This is a genomic window from Pseudomonas sp. SDO5591_S426 (assembly GCF_054070755.1).
Genome location: NZ_JBSVXD010000102.1, coordinates 1 through 22,234, shown reverse-complemented (window position 1 = coordinate 22,234; position 22,234 = coordinate 1). Strand labels below are relative to the sequence as shown.

Genomic DNA, 22,234 nt, shown 5'->3' with positions numbered 1-22,234 from the left:
TATGTAGGAGCTGCCGAAGGCTGCGATCTTTTGGCGGGCCTCATTCTTCAGCGCTATGCACCACCACCAGCAACTGCGCCTGAACCTCGCCCACCGAGCGGATCCGGTGCGGTTTCTGTGAGTTGAAGTGCAGCGCATCGCCGCGACTCAGCAGCACACGTTCGCTGACGAAATCCACTTCCACCTGCCCTTCGTGGACGAACAAAAACTCTTCGCCCAAATGTTCCTTGAAGGCTTTGTCGGTGAACTCGGTCGGCGGATAGATGATGAACGGCAACAGGCTGCGCTCGCTAACCTGATGGGCCAGCACCGCGTAACCCGGATTGTCGTCGCTGGCGCCCAGCGGCTGGCGCTCGTGGCTGCGCACCAGGCTGTAGCTGTCGAGGCTGACCTTGTCTTCGGAGAACAGCTCCTCGACCTTCACGTTCAACGCCTTGGCCAGTTTCAGCGCAGCCGCAATCGACGGCGTGTTCAGCCCGCGTTCGACTTTCGACAGGTAACTCTTGGTCATGCCGGATTTTTCCGCCAGTGCCTCAAGGGTTACGCCAAGTTTTTTTCTCAATAATTTCAAACGGATAGACATTTAAAACGATTAATCCATCAAGGAGGCGACGAATTGTCCTTGCTCATGACACAAAGTGTCATATAGCATCTTTCGTGTCATCTGCATGACCCTGCCAAAGAGGACTCCGATATGGCGAAGACATTAGCACTGCCCAAAGATCAACTGGTCAAGCAAGCGCTCAGCCAGATGCAAAATACGCTCGCGGATAATACGTGGACCGACCGACAAAAGCTGGCCCTGACCTGCCGCATTCTGTTCGAGAATGGCCATGATTCCGGCCTGGCCGGGCAAATCACCGCCCGTGGCCCGCAACCCGGCACTTACTACACTCAACAACTGGGCCTGGGTTTCGACGAAATCACCGCGGGCAACCTGTTGCTGGTCAACGAAGACCTGGAAGTGCTCGAAGGCCACGGCATGCCGAACCCGGCCAACCGTTTCCACAGTTGGGTGTACCGCGCCCGGCCGGATGTGAACTGCATCATTCACACCCACCCGACCCATGTTGCCGCACTGTCGATGCTCGAAGTGCCACTGCAGATCTCGCACATGGACCTCTGCCCGCTCTACGAAGACTGTGCGTTTCTCGAAGGCTGGCCAGGCGTGCCGGTGGGTAACGAAGAAGGCGACCTGATTGCCAGTGCACTCGGCGACAAACGGGCGATCCTGCTTTCCCACCACGGCCAGTTGTCCACCGGCACCACCATCGAGGAGGCCTGTGTGATTGCGCAACTGATCGAACGCACCGCCAAGTTGCAGCTGCTGGCGATGAGCGCCGGGACCATCAAGCCGATCATCCCGGAGCTGGGCCGTGAAGCCCATGACTGGATCGCCCGGCCCAAGCGCCACGCCGCCGCTTTCAATTACTACGCTCGGCAGAACCTGCGTCAACACGCCGATTGCCTGAACTGAATCCAGACCTTTTCAACGGAGAGACACCATGTCCACCGCAAACATTCACGGCATTATCGGCTACACCATCACCCCGTTCACCGCCAATGGCGAAAGCGTTGATCTTGACGCGCTCGGGCGTTCCATCGACCGCTTGATCGACGACGGTGTGCATTCCATCGCGCCACTGGGCAGCACCGGCGAAGGCGCTTACCTGAGTGACGCGGAGTGGGATCAGGTTGCCGAGTTCAGCATCAAGCACGTGGCCAAACGCGTGCCGACCATCGTCAGCGTGTCCGACCTGACTACCGCCAAAGCGGTGCGCCGCGCACGTTTCGCCGAGGCCCACGGCGCCGACGTGGTGATGGTCCTGCCGACGTCCTACTGGAAACTCAGCGAAGCGGAAATCCTCGCTCACTACCGCGCCATCGGCGACAGCATCGGCGTGCCGATCATGCTCTACAACAACCCGGCCACCAGCGGCACCGACATGTCGGTGGACCTGATCCTGCGCATCGTCAACGGCGTGGAAAACGTGACCATGGTCAAGGAGAGCACCGGCGACATCCAGCGCATGCATCAACTGCAACGTCTGGGCGAAGGCCGGGTGCCGTTCTACAACGGCTGCAACCCGCTGGCGCTGGAAGCCTTCGCGGCCGGGGCCAAAGGCTGGTGCACGGCGGCGCCGAACCTCATCCCGCAGCTCAACCTGGATTTGTATGAAGCGGTGCTGGCCAATGATCTGGGCAAGGCGCGCGAACTGTTCTATCGCCAGTTGCCGTTGCTGGACTTCATTCTCAAGGGTGGTTTGCCGGCGACGATCAAGGCGGGTTTGCGCGACACCGGGTTGGAAGTCGGTGATCCGCGGTTGCCGGTGTTTCCGTTGGGTGAGCCTGGTCGTGCTCAACTGCAAGGGTTGATTGAAACTTTGAGATAAAAAGGGGAAGCGGTGGGAGCGAACTTGCTCGCGAGGAGGCCATGATGTTCAACATCTATGTTGACTGCTACACCGCCATCGCGAGCAAGCTCGCTCCCACAGGGTTACCCAGTGCATTTTTGAATAGGGGGGTGTTCAAAGCACCGGCAAGGTTTTGTCCTTGACCACTTTGGTCGGCCCGTTGGCCTTCACACTGGCGATGCCTTTCTCCATCGCGGCATCGGAAGAATACGATTCGCTGCTGCCGATAATCTCGTGGTTACCGGCCTTCAGATTGAAATAAGGATGGCCATCCTTGGTGCTTTTCTTCTCGTAGCGCTCATCCAGCGGACTGTTGGCCTGGACCGAGGCAATGCCTTTGTCGGCTGCGGCGCGGGTGGTGTACAGCTCGCTGGTCAGAATGGTTTCGGCATTCGCCGCCTTCAGCACAAACCTGAACTGACCGCTGCTGCTTTTGCTCACTTCGTACCATCCGGACATGCTGTTTCTCCTTGGCGATTGAGAGATTGCGCGCTTCAGAGTAAAGACCAGCCTGCTGTTTCTGTCGCCTGAACCGGCCCTATCGCCAGCAGGCTGGCTCCCACATTGGACTGATGTACCCAATCAACTGTGGGAGCCAGGCTGCTGGCGATGGGGCCAGTAAGCACGCCGCAAACCTATTTGACTGAACGCTTCACCACCGACAACTCCGGAGAAGCCACCCGCCGCTGACTCAAATACCGCGTACAACTCACCCGCAAGAACGAGGCGAAATTCACCACCTCGCCGCGGTAGTCCATCACCTCTTCATACAGCTTGGCGATCAACTGGTTGGTGGTCATGCCGTCGACCTCGGCGATTTCGCTGAGGATGTCCCAGAACTGATTCTCCAGCCGCAGCGTGGTGACGACCCCACAGATGCGCAGCGAGCGGGAGCGCGATTCGTAGAGAATCGGGTCGGCCTTGACGTAGAGCTCGCACATGCACAGGTTCCTCGTTACAGCGTGATTTTCGTGCCCAGCAGTCCAAGAAAACCGGCGAGCCAGTTCGGGTGGGCAGGCCAGGCCGGTGCCGTGGCCAGATTGCCTTGAACATGGCCGTCCGTCACCGGGATGTCGATGAACGTACCGCCGGCCAGACGCACTTCCGGAGCGCAGGCCGGGTAAGCGCTGCACTCACGACCTTCGAGAATCCCTGCCGCTGCCAGCAATTGCGCACCGTGACACACCGCGGCAATCGGCTTGCCGGCCTTGTCGAAGTCGCGTACCAGTTCCAGGACTTTTTCATTCAGCCGCAGGTACTCCGGCGCACGACCGCCCGGGATCAGCACCGCGTCGTAATCCGCCGCGTTGACCTTGGCGAAGTCGAAGTTCAGGGCAAACAGGTGACCGGGTTTTTCGCTGTAGGTCTGGTCGCCTTCGAAGTCATGGATCGCCGTGCGCACCGTCTGGCCGGCGGTTTTGTCCGGACAAACCGCGTGAACGGTATGGCCGACCATCAGCAGCGCCTGAAACGGCACCATCACTTCGTAGTCTTCGACGAAATCGCCGACCAGCATCAGAATTTTTTTCGCTGCCATGGGGAGGACTCCTCTGGAAAATGCGTAGGAGTATTCAAGGTAGTCCTTATCTGGCAGTCCGGGTAACAACCGGCTACTACGATAAATCACCTGTAGGAGCTGTCGAGTGAAACGAGGCTGCGATCTTTTGATTGTGATTCTAAAAACAAGATCAAAAGATCGCAGCCTTCGGCAGCTCCTACGTTGGGAGCTTCGCTCCCAACTGTACGGATAACTCTGCACCTAGCTGTAACAGCGGGAAACCCACGGTTTATGGCTATATGAAGCCTTACTCCATCACCCAACATTCTGGTTGCCATCATGTCCTCCCGCGAAAACACCGGCATGGCCCTGGGCCTGCTCGGCGTTGTGATCTTCAGCCTTACCCTGCCCTTCACGCGAATCGTCGTGCAGGAACTTCATCCGCTGCTCAACGGCCTCGGCCGCGCGCTGTTCGCGGCGGTTCCGGCAGCGTTGCTGTTGCTGTTGCGCCGGGAAAAGTGGCCGACCTGGAAGCAGGTCAAGGGCCTGAGCCTGGTGATTGCCGGGGTGATCCTCGGTTTCCCGGTGTTGTCAGCCTGGGCCATGCAAACCTTGCCGGCGTCCCATGGCGCGTTGGTCAATGGCCTACAACCGCTGTGCGTGGCGCTGTATGCGGCGTGGTTGTCCCATGAACGTCCGTCAAAAGCCTTCTGGGCCTGCGCCGCACTGGGCAGTGCATTGGTGCTCGGCTACGCGCTGATCAGCGGTGCCGGCAGCATTCAGGGCGGTGACTTGCTGATGCTCGGGGCGATTGCGGTGGGCGGTCTGGGTTACGCCGAAGGTGGCCGGTTGGCCAAGGAGATGGGCGGTTGGCAGGTGATCTGCTGGGCGCTGGTGCTGTCGACGCCGCTGCTGATTGGCCCGGTGCTGTATCTGGCGCTGCAACATCAGGGCGAGATTTCCGCCAAGACCTGGTGGGCCTTCGGTTACGTCTCGCTGTTTTCGCAGTTCATCGGCTTCTTTGCCTGGTACGCCGGGCTGGCCATGGGGGGCATCGCCCGGGTCAGTCAGATCCAGTTGCTGCAGATTTTCTTCACCATCGCTTTTTCAGCGTTGTTCTTCGGAGAACACGTGGAGCCGATTACCTGGCTGTTTGCGGCCGGGGTGATCGTGACGGTGGTGCTGGGGCGCAAGACGGCGGTCATTCCGGCACGAGTAGCCACGACATAATCCTGTAGGAGCACGGCTTGCCGGCGATGGCGCCCTCAAGATCGCTATCGCCAGCAAGCTGTGCTCCTACAGGGTCACCATCAGAGGTAACCATCAGCCCGCAACAGCGTTTCCAGGCAATGTTCGCTGATGTGGTAGAAATCCTTCAGTTCCTGAATCTTCACCAACAGCTGGGCCGGATCAACCGGCTCGGCGCGCTTGACCGCCAGGATCATCTTGTTCTTGTTGGTGTGGTCCAGTGAGATGAACTCGAACACCTTGGTCTCGTAACCACAGGCTTCGAGGAACAGTGCACGCAAGCTGTCGGTGACCATTTCGGCTTGCTGGCCCAGGTGCAGGCCGTATTGCAGCATCGGTTTGAGCAGTGCCGGGCTCTGGATTTGCAGGCGGATCTGTTTGTGGCAGCACGGCGAGCACATGATGATCGACGCGCCGGAGCGAATGCCGGTGTGAATCGCGTAGTCAGTGGCGATGTCGCAAGCGTGCAGCGCGATCATCACGTCCAGTTCGCTCGGCGCCACGCTGCGCACATCACCACATTTGAACACCAACCCCGGGTGCTCAAGTTTGGCAGCCGCGGTGTTGCACAGAGTGACCATGTCCTCACGCAGCTCGACGCCGGTGACTTCGCCTTCGGCGTTCAGGGTATTGCGCAGGTAATCGTGGATGGCGAAGGTCAGGTAACCCTTGCCCGAACCGAAATCCGCCACGCGCACCGGTTTATCCAGCGCCAGCGGCGACGAGGTCAGCGCATGGCTGAAGACTTCGATGAACTTGTTGATCTGCTTCCACTTGCGCGACATCGCCGGGATCAGCTCGTGCTTGCTGTTGGTCACGCCGAGGTCAGCGAGGAACGGCCGGCTCACGTCCAGGAAACGGTTTTTCTCACGGTTGTGCTCGGCAGATGGCACTTCGCGCAATTGCTGGGGTTTGCTCTTGAACAGCGAACTCTTGCCCTTTTTGCTGTATTCGAGCTGGGCTTCGTCAGTCAAGGCCAGTAAATGCGCATTTTTGAACGATGCTGGCAGCAGCTCGGCAATGTGCGCGACGCCTTCTTCCAGCGGCAGGTTCTTGGTGATGTCGCGGGTCTTGTAGCGGTAAACGAAGGACAGGCACGGTTGCGACTTGACCGTCACCGGTTTGATGATGATCCGCTGTAGGTCGGTCTCGCTGCCTGCGTACTTGGCCAGCACCAGTTTAATGAAGGCGTTTTGCTCAAGGCTGGTTTGCAGCAGTTCGATGAACTGGGCGTGATGATCCGGCGCGAGGCTGGCGGGAGTGGCGGTGACAGACATGAAAAAAACGGCCTCAGGCGGGGCGGATCGGGGAATGGCGGGTATTTTAGGGGGGATGACCGTTCGGGACACGCAGTTATTTACCGAACGGCTTGAATTCGCCCTTTACCCCAACACCACCAAGCGGTTCGGCAACTCATTGCGCACGTGCGTCACCGGCACATGTACCTTGAGCAGTTCGCCGCAGGCCTCGACGCAGCTGACAAAGCCTTGCAGCGTCTGCCCCTGCCGCACCTGCTGGGTGAACGCGGCGACAATCGCGTCCCAGTTCTTGTTGTCGAGGCGACTGGAAATCCCCTCGTCCACCAGGATTTCCACATAACGCTCGGCTTCAGAGACGAAAATCAAGATGCCGGTGCTGCCCACGGTGTGGTGCAGGTTCTGCTCCAGAAATTGCCGGCGCGCCAGGTTCGAGGCGCGCCAGTGACGCACTGAACGCGGGATCAGGTGAGTGGTGACTTTCGGAATCCGGAACACCAGGCACAGGACGATGAAGCTGATCCATTGCACCAGCAACAGGTTGTGCAGGGTCAGCCAGCCTGTCAGGTAATGCACGATCCCCGGCACCACCAGCGCCAGCAGACTGGCCCACAGCAGCGGGATGTACGCATAGTCGTCGGCGCGCGCCGCGAGCACGGTCACCAGTTCCGCGTCGGTGTCGCGCTCGACCCGGGCGATCGCCTCGGCGACTTTGCGTTGTTCGTGTTCAGTCAGTAGTGCCATGTCGTGAAGTGCCTGCTCATTTTTATTGTTACCAGCCGCCGGACGAACCACCGCCACCGAAACTGCCCCCACCGCCGCTGAAGCCCCCGCCTCCACCGCCGCCAAAACCACCACCGCCACCGAAACCACCCCCGGAACCACCGGAGCCGCCACGGCCGGCGGGAAGGATACCGAGCATCTGGCAAACAAACACCGTCAGGATGAACAGCAACACCAGAAACACGAACAGCCCCGGATGCCGCGAGAGAAAATCGTCACTCGGGTCGCCACCGGATTCATACACCGTCGACGGCTCGTCCAGTGGATTGCCGCCCAGCACCACCAGCATCGCCGCCACGCCGTCGCTGATGCCTTTGCTGAAGTTACCGGTCTTGAATGCCGGGGTGATGACCTGATTGATGATCACCGAACTCTGGGCGTCGGTCAGGCGATCTTCCAGGCCGTAACCGACTTCAATGCGCAGTTTGCGCTCGTCCCGGGCGACGATCAGCAACGCGCCGTTGTTCTTGTCTTTCTGGCCGATGCCCCAGTAGCGGCCCAGTTGATAGCCGAAGTCGGCGATGTCGGCGCCCTGCAAGTCCGGCAACGTCACGATCACAAGCTGTTCACCCGTGACTTTCTCGTGGGCCTGCAACTGCTGCGCAAGCTGCTCACGCACCGAGGGCTCGATCATCTGGGCGTTATCCACCACCCGCCCGGTCAGCTCCGGGAACTTCAATTCGGCCTGGACCGCCAGGGCAAACACCCACAGCAACAACACCAGGCCAGCTTTCAACACGCGCATGGGTAACCTCGTCCGTGGTGACGCACCGATCAGAATTTAACCTCGGGCGGTTTTTCCGACCCCGGCGTGGCTTCGAAGGTCTCGCGCACCGGCAGGTTGCTGTACATCACGCTGTGCCACAGGCGGCCGGGGAACGTGCGAATCTCGGTGTTGTAGTTCTGCACCGCGAGGATGAAGTCGCGCCGCGCCACGCTGATCCGGTTTTCGGTGCCCTCGAGCTGCGATTGCAACGCGAGGAAGTTCTGGTTGGCCTTCAGGTCCGGATAGCGCTCGGACACCACCATCAGCCGGCTCAAGGCACCGCTGAGCTGATCCTGTGCCTGTTGGTATTGCTTGAGTTTTTCCGGGTTGTCGAGGGTCGAGGCGTCGACCTGGATCGAAGTGGCCTTGGCCCGCGCCTCGATCACCGCAGTCAGGGTCTCTTTCTCATGGGCGGCGTAGCCCTTGACGGTTTCCACCAGGTTGGGAATCAGGTCGGCGCGGCGCTGATACTGGTTCTGCACCTGGCCCCAAGCGGCCTTGGCCTGCTCATCGAGGGTCGGGATGTTGTTGATGCCGCAAGCGGTCAGCAGCGTGGCCAGCACCAGCAAGGTGGCGATTTGCAGCCTCGACCGGTAGGACTCTCGTACATTCATATCAGTGATGCTCCCTTCACATTCATTGAAAAAACAACCCGCAACCCTCTCGGCCGGCTCTTCGGGCATAATCGGCCGCGCCACTGGATTGCATCGGGGCAATGGGCTAAAAGATGCCCTGCGCAAAAAACTGCATCCGGCATTTTTTGAATCGGCACCCGAACAACAATAGTCGCTCCCTAAATTTTGGCTGGCCGGCGTGTACATCGCCGTTTGGGCCCTTGAGAAAACTATTCATGAAGAAGCTGTGTTTGCTGGGCCTGTTCGTCAGCCTGGCCAGTCATAACGTATTGGCCGCCACGACGCCCGCACCTCTGGAGAACAAGGAAGCCTTCGTCAGCAATTTGATGAAGCAAATGACCCTTGATGAAAAAATCGGCCAGTTGCGCCTGATCAGCATCGGCCCGGAAATGCCCCGGGAGATGATTCGCAAAGAGATCGCGGCCGGCAACATCGGCGGTACGTTCAACTCGATCACCCGTCCGGAAAACCGTCCGATGCAGGACGCGGCCATGCGCAGCCGGTTGAAGATCCCGATGTTCTTCGCCTACGACGTAATCCACGGCCACCGCACCATTTTCCCGATCCCGCTGGCCCTGGCGTCGAGCTGGGACATGGACGCTATCGGCCTGTCCGGGCGCATCGCCGCCAAGGAAGCCGCGTCTGACAGCCTCGACATCACCTTCGCGCCGATGGTCGATATTTCCCGCGACCCGCGCTGGGGCCGTACCTCCGAAGGCTTCGGCGAAGACACCTATCTCGTTTCGCGCATTGCCGGCGTGATGGTCAAAGCGTTCCAGGGCACGGGCGCGAATGCGGCCGACAGCATCATGGCCAGCGTCAAGCACTTCGCCCTGTACGGCGCAGTCGAGGGTGGCCGCGACTACAACGTGGTCGACATGAGCCCGGTCAAGATGTACCAGGACTACCTGCCACCGTACCGCGCGGCGATCGATGCCGGTGCCGGCGGCGTGATGGTCGCGTTGAACTCGATCAACGGCGTGCCCGCCACCGCCAACACCTGGCTGATGAACGACCTGTTGCGCAAGGAATGGGGCTTCAAGGGCCTGGCCGTCAGCGACCACGGGGCGATTTTCGAACTGATCAAACACGGCGTCGCCGCTGACGGTCGCGAAGCCGCGAAGCTGGCGATCAAGGCCGGCATCCACATGAGCATGAACGACACCCTGTACGGCAAAGAACTGCCGGGGCTGTTGAAATCCGGCGAGATCCAGCAGAGCGACATCGACAACGCCGTGCGTGCGGTGCTCGACGCCAAGTACGACATGGGCCTGTTCAAAGACCCGTACCTGCGTATCGGCAAGGCCGAGGATGATCCGGCCGACACTTACGCCGACAGCCGTCTGCACCGTACCGAGGCTCGCGATGTCGCGCGCCGCAGCCTGGTGTTGCTGAAGAACCAGAACGAAACCCTGCCGCTGAAGAAAACCGCGAAAATCGCCCTTGTCGGCCCGCTGGCCAAGGCACCGATCGACATGATGGGCAGTTGGGCCGCTGCCGGTCGTCCGGCGCAATCGGTGACCCTGTTCGACGGCATGACCACTGCGTTGGGCGATAAATCGACGCTGATCTACGCCCGTGGTGCCAACATCACCAGCGACAAGAAAATCCTCGATTACCTGAACTTCCTCAACTTCGATGCCCCGGAAGTGGTCGATGATCCGCGACCGGCGAACGTGCTGATCGACGAAGCGGTGAAAGCCGCCAAGGATGCCGACGTGGTGGTTGCCGCTGTGGGCGAGTCCCGTGGCATGTCCCACGAATCGTCGAGCCGTACCGACCTGAACATCCCGGAAAACCAGCGTGAACTGATCCGCGCCTTGAAAGCCACCGGCAAACCGCTGGTGCTGGTGTTGATGAACGGCCGTCCGCTGTCGATCCTCGAAGAGAAAGAACAGGCTGACGCGATCCTGGAAACCTGGTTCAGCGGCACCGAAGGCGGCAACGCCATCGCCGACGTGCTGTTCGGCGACTACAACCCGTCGGGCAAACTGCCGATTTCCTTCCCGCGCTCGGTGGGCCAGATTCCGACCTACTACAACCACCTAACCATTGGCCGGCCGTTCACGCCGGGCAAACCGGGCAACTACACCTCGCAGTATTTCGATGACACCACCGGCCCGCTGTTCCCGTTCGGCTATGGCTTGAGCTACACCAGCTTCAGCCTGAGCGACATGGCGCTCTCGTCGACCACGCTGAACAAGACCGGCAAGCTCGATGCCAGCGTCACGGTGAAGAACACCGGCAAGCGTGACGGTGAAACCGTGGTGCAGTTGTACATTCAGGACGAAACCGGTTCGATGATCCGTCCGATCAAGGAACTGAAAAACTTCCAGAAAGTGATGCTCAAGGCCGGCGAACAGAAAGTCGTGCACTTCACCATCACCGAGGACGACCTGAAGTTCTACAACACCCAGCTCAAGTACGCCGCCGAGCCTGGCAAGTTCAACGTGCAGATCGGCCTGGATTCCCAGGACGTGACGCAGCAGAGTTTTGAACTGCTGTAACCCTTAAACGCAAAAGACCGCAGCCTTCGGCAGCTCCTACAGGTGTACACATAACCCTGTAGGAGCTGCCGAAGGCTGCGATCCTTTGATCTTGCTTTACCCCCGCCGATCCAACAGATTCACCACCACCCGATCCACCCATCCCCACACCCTTTGCTTGACCCGCCGCCACAACGGCCGGCGTTGCCATTCTTCCAGGCTGACTTGCTGGCTCTGGGCAAAATCCGTTTCGAAACTCGCCGCCACCGCCCGGGTCAATGCCGGGTCCAGTGCTTCCAGATTGGCTTCCAGGTTGAAGCGCAGATTCCAGTGATCGAAGTTGCACGAACCGATGCTAACCCAATCGTCGATCAAGACCATTTTCAGGTGGAGGAAACACGGCTGGTATTCGAAAATCTTCACTCCGGCCTTGAGCAGGCGCGGGTAGTAGCGATGCCCGGCGTAGCGCACGGACGGGTGATCGGTGCGGGGCCCGGTCAGCAGCAGGCGCACATCGACGCCTCGGCCCGCGGCACGGCGCAGGGAACGGCGGACTTTCCAGGTCGGCAGAAAATACGGGGTGGCCAGCCAGATGCGTTTCTGGCCGCTGTTCAGTGCGCGAATCAGCGATTGCAGAATGTCGCGGTGCTGGCGGGCGTCGGCATAGGCCACACGCCCCATGCCCTCGCCCGTGGACGGCACGCGAGGCAAACGCGGCAAGCCGAAATGCGACGCGGGTTTCCAGGCGCGGCGATGGCGGTTGGCGATCCATTGGCGGTCGAACAGCAGTTGCCAGTCCAGCACCAGCGGGCCGGTGATTTCCACCATCACTTCGTGCCACTCGCTGACGTCTTCACCCGGCGTCCAGAACTCATCGGTGACGCCGGTGCCGCCGACCACCGCCATGCTCTGATCCACCAGCAGCAACTTGCGGTGATCGCGGTAGAAATTGCCGACCCAGCGCCGCCAGTTCAGGCGATTGTAAAAGCGCAGTTCAACCCCGGCCGCCATCAGGCGCTGACGCAAAGTCAGGGTGAACGCTAGGCTGCCGTAATCATCGAACAGGCAACGCACCCGCACGCCGCGTTCGGCAGCCTGGACCAACGCCTGGACCATGGCCTCGGCGCAGGCGCCCGCCTCCACCAGATACAGCTCCAGTTCGACCTGTTCTTCGGCGCGGGCAATTGCCACCAGCATGCGCGGGAAGAACTGCGGGCCGTCGATCAGCAGTTCGAAGTGGTTACCTTCACGCCATGGGAAAATTGCGCCGGCCATGTCAGCGCGCCGTGAAAATCAGTACCGCACCCACCGGCACCGACAAACTGATGGCCGACAAACCGGCAACCTTGCGCAGCGCGTCCAGGCCCGGCGCCAGGTCGAAGTCTTCGGCGTTGATCACCAGCGGCTCCAGCGTCACCACCTGAAAACGCCGATCATCGAGACGGGTCGCCAGCAGTTCGGCGTTGTAGGTGTGTTGCTTGCCATGCAGGTCGACGGTCAGCGGCAGGCGCAATTCCAATTGTGCGCCGGGAGCGAGGTCGTTGATGGGGCGCAGGTCGATCTGCGTGGTGATCAGTGCTTCGGGAAATTTGTCGATTTCGAACAGGTTGTTGCGCATGCGTTCATCGCGCAACGGGATGCCGCTGTTGATCGAATCCAGCTCGACTTCAACCTGCGCCAAACCCTTGGGATCGACTTTGCCGTGCAACACCAGGAAGCGCTGCACTTCGGAAATATTGGCGTTTTTGGTACTGACGAACGACAGCCGCGAAGACTCGCCGTCCAGATACCAGTTGGCCTGGGCCGACAGCGAAGCGCCGGCCAACAGCAATAAGGCGAGGGTTTTGCAGACAGACAGCTTGAACATAAAGACTCGTAGGGCAGATAAACCTGTGCTGAACCTTAACTGCCCGCTGCTCTATTGCAAACCGAAGATCAAAAGATCGCAGCCTTCGGCAGCTCCTACAGGAGTACAAAAAACCGTGTAGGAGCTGCGACCTTTTGCTGTCAGGCCATCGCCTGCTGCACATCGCCGATGGTCGTGGCCAGGCTGTTGAGGTGCAGGCTCAGCACCCGCTCCACCGGCGCCTGGTCCATCGGCCAGTGCAACGCCATGCTGCCAACCAGTCGGCCGCCTGTGCGGATCGGCAACGCTACCGCGCGAATCAGGAACGGCAGGCGCACCGGGTATTCCCAGTAGCCTTCGGTGCGCTGGCCGAAGCCCTGATGCAAAGCCGTTTCAGTGGCGCTGAACAGTGTGTCGTCGTTCAACCGTTCACGCTCGGCCAGGCGTTCCACTTCAGAACTGTCCAGCTCACCTAGACAAGCCCGCCCCATCGCCGAATGAAACAGGCTGGCGTGCTGGCCGACGATCTGGCAATTGTTCGGATAGCGTTTGCGTAACACCGTCGGGATGGCACTTTCCATGACCTCGATCCGCTCGCCGTCAAAGCACGACAGGTCCGCCACCAGCCCGGTACGCTCGCTCAATTCCAGCAACAGCGGCGCGGCGTTTTCCACCAGACGCCGCTTGAAGCGCTGCTGGCTGTCGCCGAACAAACGCTTGGCGCACAAGCGGTAACGCCGGTCGCTCAAGCCGCGATAGATCCAGCCCTGCTCCTGCAAGGTCAGCAACATGCGCGACACCGTGGCTTTGGGCAAGGCTGTCAGGTAATGCAACTCCTCCAGCCCCAACGCCTGATGCTCTCCCAGCAACTCGACGATCGCCAGGGCGCGCTCGACCGAACGCACGCTACCGGATTCTGCTTTGCTGTCCATGGATTCGATCTCCCTCTGCCCGGATGGAATGATCGTTTTATACAGCAAGATGTGCGCCCGTCTGCCGTGCTCAAGCGTTTTGCAGACAGCCGGGCGGCTGACGTTTGACCCATTGGGTCAACTGCTCATGGGCATACGCCAGTTGCAGCACAGCGCGGTCGGCCTGGGCCGGGCCAATGATTTGCAGGCCCATCGGCAACCCGACAGGGTTGAAACCCACCGGCACATTCATGCTCGGCAATCCGGCCAGAGTCGGCCCGATCACCACTTCCATCCAGCGGTGATAAGTGTCCATGCTTTGCCCGCCAACGATGCGTGGCCACGGGGTTTGTGCATCAAAAGGAAACACTTGGGCGGTGGGCAACAACAGGAAGTCGTAACGTTCGAACAATTCGTTCAAGGCTCGATACCACTCGCTGCGACTGACCGAGGCCTGATAGACATCCGCAGCCGTCAGGTGCAACCCACCTTCGATTTCCCATTGCGCCTCGGGCTTGAGTTGCTCGCGTTTTTGCGGATCGGCGTATAGCGCGCCGAGGCTGCCTTGCACCAGCCAGTGACGATGCACCAGCCAGGTTTGCCACAGGCGTTCCATGGAGAAATCCGGCTGGCAGGCTTCGACCTTGCAGCCCAGTGCCGCGAAGTCCTGCAACGCCGATTCGCACAGGCTCATCACACCGGGATCCATCGGCAGATAACCGTTGTAGTCGCCCAGCCAACCAACGCGGACGTCGCTGAAATCTTGCGCCAGTGGCTGGTGGAAAATCTCCGGGTCTTGAGTCAGCGACAACGGCACGCGCGAGTCGTACCCGGCCTGTGTGCCGAGCAACCGTGCGACATCCGTGACCGTGCGGCCCATCGGCCCTTCAGTGGCCAGCTGCTGGACGAACACCTCAGGTTGCGGCCCGTGTGGCACGCGGCCCAGGGACGGACGAAAACCGAAGACGTTGTTGAACGCCGCCGGATTGCGCAGCGAGCCCATCATGTCGCTGCCGTCGGCCACCGGCAGCATGCGCAACGCCAACGCCACCGCCGCCCCGCCGCTGCTGCCACCGGCAACCCGCGTCGGGTCGTAGGCATTGGTGGTGGTGCCGAATACGCTGTTGTAGGTCTGCGAGCCGAGGCCGAATTCCGGAACGTTGGTCTTGCCGATGATGATCGCCCCGCAGTCACGCACCCGCGCCACGCTGATGGCGTCGTGCTGCGGGACTTGTTCGGCGAACAGCGGCGAGCCCATGGTGGTGCGCAAACCGGCGGTGGCCGCCAGATCCTTGACCGCTTGCGGCATGCCGTGCATCCAGCCTCGGGACTGGCCCTGCTCCAGTTGCCGGTCACAGGCGTCGGCTTCGGCCAGCAGTTCTTCACTCGGACGCAGCGACACCAGCGCATTGACCAGCGGATTGAAGCGCTCGATCTGCGCCAGATACGCCTGCATCACTTCACGGCACGACACCTGCCGCGCGTGGATGGCCCAGGACAGCGCATCGGCGTCCATTTCAACAATCGGATTGATGCTCAAGCTTTCACCCCAAGGTTAAGTTCGACAGATCGCTTTGCCCGTGGTGCTTCCTGCATGCAGTAAGTGCCCAACAGCGTCAGCACGCAAGCGAACAACACGTAGAACGACGGCGCCACCGGCGTTGCCAATACCTTGCTCAGCCAAGTGACGATCAGCGGCGCGAAACCACCGAACACCATGACGGCGACGTTGTAAGCCACCGACACCCCGGTGGAGCGCACTTCGATGGGGAACTGCTCGGCCAGCGCCGTCGGTGCCGGGCCGAAGAAACCGCCGATGGCGCTGCACAGCAACAGTTGCATCACCAGCAAACGCTCCACCGACGGCGCTGCCGCCACCCACACGTACAGCGGATACACCATCAGGAAAAACGCCAGGGTGAACGCCATCAGTACCGGACGGCGACCGAGGCGATCCGACAGCGCGCCGGACAATGGAATGACCACCGTCATCACCGCCACCGCGAGCATCTGCACCAGCAACACCTGATCCAGCGGCAGGCCCAGATTTTTGTGGGCGAAGGTCGGCATGTTCACCAGCACCACGTAGAACGACACGGTCGCCCCGCAGGCCAGACCCATCGACACCAGAATGCTGCGGCGGTGTTCGCGGAGCACTTGCATCAGGCTCGGGCTCTGACCTTTGGCCTGCTTGCGTGCTTCAAGAAACTCTTCCGGCTCTTCCATGTGCTTGCGAATCCACAGCCCGACCGGGCCGATCAACAAGCCGATCATGAATGGAATGCGCCAGCCCCAACTGTCCAGCGCCTCAGGGGAAAGCAGGTGGGTGAACAAGGCAACCATCGCTGCCCCGGAGAACACCGCCAGGCATTGCCCGACCAGTTGCCACGAGCCATACAAACCCTTGCGGTGCGCCGGTGCGCTCTCCACCAGAAACGCCGTGGCGCTGGCGTATTCACCGCCCGTGGCGAAGCCCTGGAGCATCCGCGCAACAACGATCAACAACGGCGCGCCCATGCCGATGGCGGCGTAATTCGGCGCGAAGGCGATCAGTGCGATGGACACGGTCATCAGGCGGATGATCATCTGCATCGCCGCCTTGCGCCCTTTGCGGTCCGAATACATGCCCAACAGAATGCCGCCCACCGGGCGCATGAAGAAGCCGACGCCGAAGGTCGCCAACGCCATCAGCAGCGACGCGTACTCGTCTTCAGACGGGAAAAATTGCCGGGCGATGATGCTCGCCAGAAAGCCGTAAACGATGAAGTCATACCATTCCAGCGCATTGCCGATAACGGCGGCGACCACCTGCCGGGTACGCGAAACGCCTGTGCTCGAAGTCTGCATGGGGAACTCTCCAAAAACCTGTTGGGTAACGGCGGGCACGACGGCGCGCGCCCGGTCCAGCGGCAGTAGAAAGTGCGGAAATCAGGCAGGCTTGAGCCAGCTCTCGGTCAGCGCGCCCCAGTACGCCGCGCCGGTCAGCAGGATGTCGTCATTAAAGTCATACGCGGGGTTGTGCACCATCGGCCGCGACACGCCGTTGCCGATGAACAGGTAGGCGCCGGGGCAGCGTTGCAGCATCCAGGCAAAGTCTTCGCTGCCCATGAGCTTTGGCGTGTTGCCGTCCACCGCGTCAGCGCCAACCAATTCAACGCCGACTTGACGGGCGAACTCGGTTTCGGCGGCGTGGTTGACCAGTACCGGATAGGCCGGGCGATGTTCGATGCGTGAGGTGCAACCGAAACTCTGGGCCTGGGATTCGATGATTGAGCGCACGCGGTCCAGAGTTTGCTCGCGCACTTGGGCGTTCAGTGCACGCAAGCTCAGGCGCAGGATCGCCTGCTGTGGAATGACGTTTGCTGCTTCCCCGGCCTGCAACGCGCCGACCGTGACCACCGCCGCCTGCTGTGCATCGATGTTGCGCGCGACCACGGTTTGCAGAGCCATGACCACGCTCGCCGCCGCCACCAACGGATCAACCGCCAGATGCGGCATCGAGCCGTGACCGCCCACGCCTTCGATGGTCACCGTGAGCAAATCCTGCGAGGCCATCATCGGCCCTTCGCGAAAGCCCAGATGCCCCGCCGGCAAACCCGGCATGTTGTGCATGCCGAACAGCGCATCGCAGGGAAAACGTTCGAGCAAGCCATCGGCGAGCATCGCTTCCGCGCCGCCCTGGCCTTCTTCGGCGGGCTGGAAAATCAGGGTCAGGGTGCCGTCGAACTGGCGGGTCGCCGCCAGGTAGCGCGCCGCGCCCAGCAACATCGTGGTGTGGCCGTCATGCCCGCAGGCGTGCATGCAGCCCTTGTGCTGACTGCTGTAGGTTGCGCCGGTGTTTTCGATGATCGGCAGTGCATCCATGTCTGCCCGTATCCCGAGCTTGCGCGGGCTGCTGCCATTGCGCAGGACGCCGACCACGCCGGTCTTGCCGATCCCGGTGTGCACCTCGTAGCCCCAATCCGCCAGGGATTTGGCCACCAGCGCCGAGGTGCGGTTTTCCTCGAAGCCGAGTTCCGGGTGGGCATGGATGTCCTGGCGAGTGGCGTGCAGGTCGCTGGCCACGTCGTTGAGCCAGGCAAGGATGTGCTGATGTCGGGTCATGACAATTTCCTCAGGCCGGGTGATTTCCCGTTCTTGTTGTTCGTTGTGATTTCGCGACATCAAAGGCAGGTCGCGCTCACCGCCAGATAACCGCGAGTCGCGCGCGAGGACAATCGAATGTGGTTCCACAGAGTGGAACCTGAGGGGATATCAGGGCTGCAAGCGGCAGCCCTGACGCTCGCCGATCCACACGGCGCTGTTGCTGCGGCCCATGCCGCTGGCGGTGATGCGCTTGCTGGCGGGGTCATCGGTAAAGTCGCTGGTGGGCAGCCACTGTTTCACGTAGCCACGGCAATACTCGGTGTCGTTGTTCATCACGTAACGGCACGAGCAATATTCCTTCGCGGTATAGGCGCTGATGATGTCGGGGAACGCCCACAGTGCAACGCGCTCGTGCCAGATCCAGCCGAGCAAGGCGAGCAGCAGGATCAGCAACAATGAACTGAACGGGCGACGGCGTATGAAACCGGTCATGGCTGCACCTTTGTCGCAAACGCCTTGAGCGCGAGTTTCAGTAATTCGTTGTGCCGGTAGCTGCCGTCGCGGTCATCGCCGTAACGCACGATCACCAGTTTTTCGCTGGGAATCACGTACATCGCCTGGCCCCAATGGCCCAGCGCGGCGAAGGTGTCGGCGGGGGCATCGGGCCAGGGTTGGGCGGCGCCGTCGGCTGCCCGATTGAGCCACCAGTGTCCGCCGGGTACGGCTTCGTCCTGGTGGGCGTGATAGTTCGCGAACGGTTCGCGGTTGAAAGCGACCCAATCCTTGGGCAGCAGTTGTTTGTCGCCCCAACGACCGTCGCGGGCCATCAGCAAACCGACTCGCGCCAGATCCCGCGCGGTGAGGTAAGCATACGAGGACGCAACGAAAGTGCCCGTGGCATCGGTTTCCCAAACGGCATGGCGAATGCCCAGCGGCTCGAACAGTGCGGTCCATGGATAGTCCGCATAGCGATTCGGCCCGACGATGTTTTTCAGCGCGGCGGACAACAGATTGCTGTCACCACTGGAGTAGCGGAACGCCTGGCCCGGCGCCGCGTAACTGGAGTGGTCGGCGGTGAACGCTGCCATGTCCCCGTGGCCACGGGTGTAGAGCATGGCCACCACCGACGACTTCAACGGGGCGTATTCGTAGTCTTCCTGCCAGTCGATGCCCGAGGCCCAGTGCAGCAGATCGGCAATGGTCATGTCCGGGTGTTTTTTCAGCGGCGGATAAAATTTCTGCGCCGGCTCCTGGAACTTGAACAGGCCTTCGCCGTAAGCCACACCGAGCACCGTGGCCATCAGGCTTTTGCTGATCGACCAAGTCAGGTGTGGCGTTTCGGCGGTGGTCGGGCCGGCGTAGCGTTCGTAGATCAATTGGCCGTCGCGGATCACCAGCAGGGCGTCGGTGCGGATGCCTTGGCGGGTGGTGTCGTTGCGGGGTGGGAAGGCGTAATTCTCCAGATCCTGTAGCGCCGGGCCGGTGAGGGCCGGGCCGGTTTGCCATTGCTCGGCGGGCCAGTTTTCGGCGCGGGCCGTGAGGCTGAGCAGTAGCAGGAAAAACAGGGACAAGCCTTTGGGCATGGCGGGGGGGCTCTTGGGGAATAACCTGGTGAGCCTAGCCCACTTAAATGACACTCACGCGATCCCTGTAGGAGCTGCCGAAGGCTGCTCCTACAGGGGATCGTCAGATCGCCGCCAATGCCTTGGCCAACCGCTTGCCCCGCGCCCCCGCCGCCAAATCCATCATCGCCTGATCCCGCTGCCACATCGCCGCCCATTCCGGCGGTCCTTCGGCCAGCGCTTCATTGATTTCAGTTTTCAGCGATTCAAACTGCGCAAACAATCCACCGAGCAACACATGCCCGGCCGGATGACTCGGTGCCTGTCGGCTGACTTCCGCGCAACCGGCCAACAGCGCCAGCAAGCGCAGTTGCAAGGATTGCGGCCAGGCGCAGTCATCGCCGACGCCATACAGCCAAGCGCTCATCGCGCTCAGCACATAGATGTCTTCCAGAGTGCGGAACGGTTTGACGTAGGCATCCCAGCCATCCCCCGCGAGCAGTTCACACAGCGCGTTATCGAGAAACAAGCGGCCGTGGCTGATGTCCGGCATCAACGGAATTGGCGGCAGTTGTTCCACCCGCACCCCCGGTTCATCGGGATAAATCACCGCCAGACTCAAACGCGGATCTTCGCCAGGCTCTTCACTGCGCGCGGCCACCAGCAGCCAGTCGGCGGCATCGCCGGCGGTGACGAAATCCTTGCGCCCGCTCAGGCGCAAACCGCTGAGCCGGGTTTGCATGTCCGCCGGGCGCAGGCTGCGTTGCTCGGTCGCACACAGGGCGCCGAGGCTTAATGGCGCGCTCGGCCAGAGCATACGCAGCGCCGCCTGATAGCCCACCAGAAACGCCAGCCCCGGCGTTGCCATCAAGCGCCCGCCCGCCACCGCCAATTCGAACGGCGTGACGCTGCCCAATTGCTCTAACAAGGTCGCGAAGCCTTCGCCCAGATCCGGGTTGGCGGGCAAGCGATCGCGGCGTTTCAACAGGGTTTGCCAGGGCATAAGAGGCTCCTCGTGGGCTGTCATATAAGCATCACCAAAGCTTCATGGCGATGACACCGGGGCTACATAGCCTGACTTTGCACAACAAGGCTGGATAAAGAAAGTCGATCCGCTGTAACCCAAAGACGGGTGAGCAGCCCGCACGGAGAATCGCCATGACTCAGATCGCCCGCATCAGCGACACCGGCAACGAACGCCGCCTGCAAGCCGAACGCCTGGTGGGCGCCGAGGCTTTGCAGGAAGCTCAGGCCTTGCGTTTCAACGTGTTCAGCGGCGAGTTCAACGCCAAGCTGAAAGGCGCGGAACTGGGTCTGGACATGGATGACTATGATGTTCACTGCGCCCACATCGGCGTGCGTGACTTGAACACCGGACGCCTGGTGGCGACCACCCGCTTGCTCGACCACACTGCCGCCAGCAGCCTGGGCAAGTTCTACAGCGAAGAAGAATTCAGCCTGCATGGCCTGGTCCATCTGCAAGGCCCGATCCTGGAAATCGGTCGCACCTGCGTCGACCCGGCCTACCGCAACGGCGGCACCATCGCCGTGCTCTGGGGCGAACTGGCCGAAGTGTTGAACCAGGGCGGCTACAGCTATTTGATGGGTTGCGCGAGCATTCCGATGCAGGACGGAGGAATCCAGGCCCACGCGATCATGCAGCGACTGCGCGAACGTTACCTGTGCACAGAACACCTGCGCGCCGAACCGAAAAAACCGCTGCCGACTCTGGATATTCCTTCCAACGTGATCGCCGAAATGCCACCGCTGCTCAAGGCTTACATGCGCCTGGGCGCGAAAATCTGCGGCGAGCCGTGCTGGGACGAAGACTTCCAGGTCGCCGACGTGTTCATCCTGCTCAAGCGCGACGAACTCTGCCCGCGCTACGCCAAACACTTCAAGGCGGCTGTGTAATGAGCCGGCTGCGCGTGTACGCGCGAATTGCGCGGGTGTTGCTGGTGGTGGGTCTTGGACTGACCATGGCCAGTGTGTTCGGCGTGTTCGAACGCTTGGGCATGGCCCACTCGATGGAACGCCGCCAGCGCTGGTCGCGGTTTTTCATGGCACGCCTGAGCAACGCCCTGCCCTTCGACGTGACGGTCCACGGTCAAATGCCTAAAGCGCCGATGCTGTGGGTCAGCAATCATGTTTCCTGGACTGACATCCCGCTGCTGGGGATGCTCACGCCGATGTCCTTCCTGTCCAAGGCCGAAGTGCGCACCTGGCCGGTGGCCGGTTGGTTGGCGGCCAAGGCTGGCAGCCTGTTTATCCGTCGAGGTTCGGGCGACAGCCAGTTGATCCGCAAACAGATGACCCGTCATCTGGAACAGGCGCATCCGCTGCTGATGTTCCCGGAAGGCACCACCACCGATGGCCGTTCGCTGCGTACTTTCCATGGTCGCTTGTTGTCGGCGGCGATTGATTCCGAGGTGGCGTTGCAACCGGTGGCGATCCGTTACGTGCGTGACGGTGAGCTCGATACGCTAGCGCCGTTCATTGGCGATGATGACTTGCTCTCGCACCTGATGCGGTTGTTTGCCAATGACCGTGGTGGTGTGGAGATTCATTTGCTCAAGCCGATCGCTTGTGAAGGCCGCGAGCGCGCGGCACTGGCGTTCGACGCGCAGCAAGCGGTGCAGAAGGCATTGTTTGGTGATGTGGTGAAACCTGCTGAACCGCGTCGTGCCGGCGAACTGATCGCCGCCTGAAAACAAAAGATCGCAGCCTGCGGCAGCTCCTACAC

The 22,234-nt window shown here is 61.0% G+C and carries 23 protein-coding genes; 6 read left to right on the top strand and 17 right to left on the bottom strand.

Annotated elements, in window-relative coordinates; genetic code table 11:
* Positions 1–40 precede the first annotated feature (40 nt).
* On the bottom strand, positions 41–583 hold the full coding sequence (locus tag ACW9JC_RS19175) for a helix-turn-helix domain-containing protein (RefSeq protein ID WP_457456851.1): 543 nt from the start codon (positions 581–583) through the stop codon (positions 41–43).
* Between the two features lie 111 nt (positions 584–694).
* Between ACW9JC_RS19175 and ACW9JC_RS19170 the strand changes: the two genes are divergently transcribed.
* On the top strand, positions 695–1,477 hold the full coding sequence (locus ACW9JC_RS19170) for an aldolase (RefSeq protein ID WP_457456849.1): 783 nt from the start codon (positions 695–697) through the stop codon (positions 1,475–1,477).
* A 28-nt stretch (positions 1,478–1,505) separates the two neighbouring features.
* Positions 1,506–2,393 (top strand): dihydrodipicolinate synthase family protein, encoded by an 888-nt coding sequence (locus ACW9JC_RS19165; protein WP_457456847.1) that lies wholly within the window; start codon positions 1,506–1,508, stop codon positions 2,391–2,393.
* A gap of 135 nt (positions 2,394–2,528) precedes the next feature.
* On the opposite strand, the gene ACW9JC_RS19160 is transcribed toward ACW9JC_RS19165, so the two are convergent.
* The 3 genes from ACW9JC_RS19160 to ACW9JC_RS19150 all read right to left on the bottom strand — a co-directional run bounded on the left by ACW9JC_RS19160 (position 2,529) and on the right by ACW9JC_RS19150 (position 3,951).
* The gene (locus ACW9JC_RS19160; protein ID WP_457456845.1) at positions 2,529–2,873 is read right to left on the bottom strand and encodes a YegP family protein; all 345 of its coding nucleotides are present in this window, start codon (positions 2,871–2,873) and stop codon (positions 2,529–2,531) included.
* A gap of 176 nt (positions 2,874–3,049) precedes the next feature.
* On the bottom strand, positions 3,050–3,355 hold the full coding sequence (locus ACW9JC_RS19155) for a ribbon-helix-helix domain-containing protein (RefSeq protein ID WP_150705160.1): 306 nt from the start codon (positions 3,353–3,355) through the stop codon (positions 3,050–3,052).
* A gap of 14 nt (positions 3,356–3,369) precedes the next feature.
* Complete coding sequence (locus ACW9JC_RS19150; protein WP_056856067.1) at positions 3,370–3,951, bottom strand: DJ-1/PfpI family protein; 582 nt, start codon at positions 3,949–3,951, stop codon at positions 3,370–3,372.
* 300 nt (positions 3,952–4,251) lie between these two features.
* On the opposite strand from ACW9JC_RS19150, the gene ACW9JC_RS19145 reads away from it, so the two are divergent.
* Entirely contained in the window at positions 4,252–5,142 is an 891-nt protein-coding gene (locus ACW9JC_RS19145; RefSeq protein ID WP_457456843.1) for a DMT family transporter, read from the top strand.
* A gap of 80 nt (positions 5,143–5,222) precedes the next feature.
* Here ACW9JC_RS19145 and ACW9JC_RS19140 read toward each other — a convergent pair whose 3' ends face one another.
* The 4 genes from ACW9JC_RS19140 to ACW9JC_RS19125 all read right to left on the bottom strand — a co-directional run bounded on the left by ACW9JC_RS19140 (position 5,223) and on the right by ACW9JC_RS19125 (position 8,579).
* Positions 5,223–6,437 carry a class I SAM-dependent methyltransferase gene (locus ACW9JC_RS19140; RefSeq protein WP_457456840.1) on the bottom strand — a complete coding sequence of 405 codons (1,215 nt, stop codon included), beginning with the start codon at positions 6,435–6,437 and terminating at the stop codon, positions 5,223–5,225.
* Between the two features lie 105 nt (positions 6,438–6,542).
* Positions 6,543–7,160: a TPM domain-containing protein gene (locus ACW9JC_RS19135; RefSeq protein WP_416127980.1), complete on the bottom strand. Its 618-nt coding sequence runs from the start codon at positions 7,158–7,160 to the stop codon at positions 6,543–6,545.
* A gap of 28 nt (positions 7,161–7,188) precedes the next feature.
* Positions 7,189–7,944, bottom strand: a complete 756-nt coding sequence (locus ACW9JC_RS19130) for a TPM domain-containing protein (RefSeq protein WP_338585166.1) — start codon at positions 7,942–7,944, stop codon at positions 7,189–7,191.
* A gap of 29 nt (positions 7,945–7,973) precedes the next feature.
* The gene (locus ACW9JC_RS19125) at positions 7,974–8,579 is read right to left on the bottom strand and encodes a LemA family protein (protein ID WP_338585165.1); all 606 of its coding nucleotides are present in this window, start codon (positions 8,577–8,579) and stop codon (positions 7,974–7,976) included.
* A gap of 236 nt (positions 8,580–8,815) precedes the next feature.
* Between ACW9JC_RS19125 and bglX the strand changes: the two genes are divergently transcribed.
* Positions 8,816–11,107, top strand: coding sequence for a beta-glucosidase BglX (bglX, locus tag ACW9JC_RS19120; RefSeq protein WP_457456837.1), 2,292 nt, complete (start codon positions 8,816–8,818; stop codon positions 11,105–11,107).
* Between the two features lie 96 nt (positions 11,108–11,203).
* On the opposite strand, the gene ACW9JC_RS19115 is transcribed toward bglX, so the two are convergent.
* The 9 genes from ACW9JC_RS19115 to ACW9JC_RS19075 form a co-directional block, all read right to left on the bottom strand.
* Positions 11,204–12,361 (bottom strand): phospholipase D-like domain-containing protein, encoded by a 1,158-nt coding sequence (locus ACW9JC_RS19115; protein WP_448106652.1) that lies wholly within the window; start codon positions 12,359–12,361, stop codon positions 11,204–11,206.
* 1 nt (position 12,362) lies between these two features.
* Complete coding sequence (locus ACW9JC_RS19110) at positions 12,363–12,953, bottom strand: YceI family protein (protein ID WP_338585162.1); 591 nt, start codon at positions 12,951–12,953, stop codon at positions 12,363–12,365.
* A 140-nt stretch (positions 12,954–13,093) separates the two neighbouring features.
* On the bottom strand, positions 13,094–13,864 hold the full coding sequence (locus ACW9JC_RS19105; RefSeq protein WP_457456834.1) for an IclR family transcriptional regulator: 771 nt from the start codon (positions 13,862–13,864) through the stop codon (positions 13,094–13,096).
* A gap of 70 nt (positions 13,865–13,934) precedes the next feature.
* Complete coding sequence (locus tag ACW9JC_RS19100) at positions 13,935–15,359, bottom strand: amidase (RefSeq protein WP_457456853.1); 1,425 nt, start codon at positions 15,357–15,359, stop codon at positions 13,935–13,937.
* A 20-nt stretch (positions 15,360–15,379) separates the two neighbouring features.
* On the bottom strand, positions 15,380–16,690 hold the full coding sequence (locus tag ACW9JC_RS19095; RefSeq protein WP_457456832.1) for a citrate-proton symporter: 1,311 nt from the start codon (positions 16,688–16,690) through the stop codon (positions 15,380–15,382).
* Positions 16,691–16,771: 81 nt separating this feature from the next.
* Entirely contained in the window at positions 16,772–17,947 is a 1,176-nt protein-coding gene (locus ACW9JC_RS19090) for a M20 aminoacylase family protein (protein WP_457456830.1), read from the bottom strand.
* A 150-nt stretch (positions 17,948–18,097) separates the two neighbouring features.
* On the bottom strand, positions 18,098–18,421 hold the full coding sequence (locus tag ACW9JC_RS19085; protein ID WP_457456828.1) for an amidase: 324 nt from the start codon (positions 18,419–18,421) through the stop codon (positions 18,098–18,100).
* On the bottom strand, positions 18,418–19,512 hold the full coding sequence (locus tag ACW9JC_RS19080; protein WP_457456825.1) for a serine hydrolase domain-containing protein: 1,095 nt from the start codon (positions 19,510–19,512) through the stop codon (positions 18,418–18,420). The genes ACW9JC_RS19085 and ACW9JC_RS19080 overlap by 4 nt, the downstream gene beginning before the upstream one ends.
* A gap of 103 nt (positions 19,513–19,615) precedes the next feature.
* A complete protein-coding gene (locus ACW9JC_RS19075) occupies positions 19,616–20,494 on the bottom strand; it encodes an acyl-CoA dehydrogenase (protein WP_457456823.1) in 879 nt (292 codons plus the stop codon).
* Between the two features lie 155 nt (positions 20,495–20,649).
* On the opposite strand from ACW9JC_RS19075, the gene olsB reads away from it, so the two are divergent.
* Together olsB and ACW9JC_RS19065 are read left to right on the top strand one after the other, a co-directional pair.
* Positions 20,650–21,405: an L-ornithine N(alpha)-acyltransferase gene (gene olsB, locus ACW9JC_RS19070; RefSeq protein ID WP_034146715.1), complete on the top strand. Its 756-nt coding sequence runs from the start codon at positions 20,650–20,652 to the stop codon at positions 21,403–21,405.
* Positions 21,405–22,199, top strand: coding sequence for a lysophospholipid acyltransferase family protein (locus tag ACW9JC_RS19065; protein WP_448106642.1), 795 nt, complete (start codon positions 21,405–21,407; stop codon positions 22,197–22,199). Before olsB ends, ACW9JC_RS19065 begins: the two co-directional genes overlap by 1 nt.
* Positions 22,200–22,234: the final 35 nt, after the last annotated feature.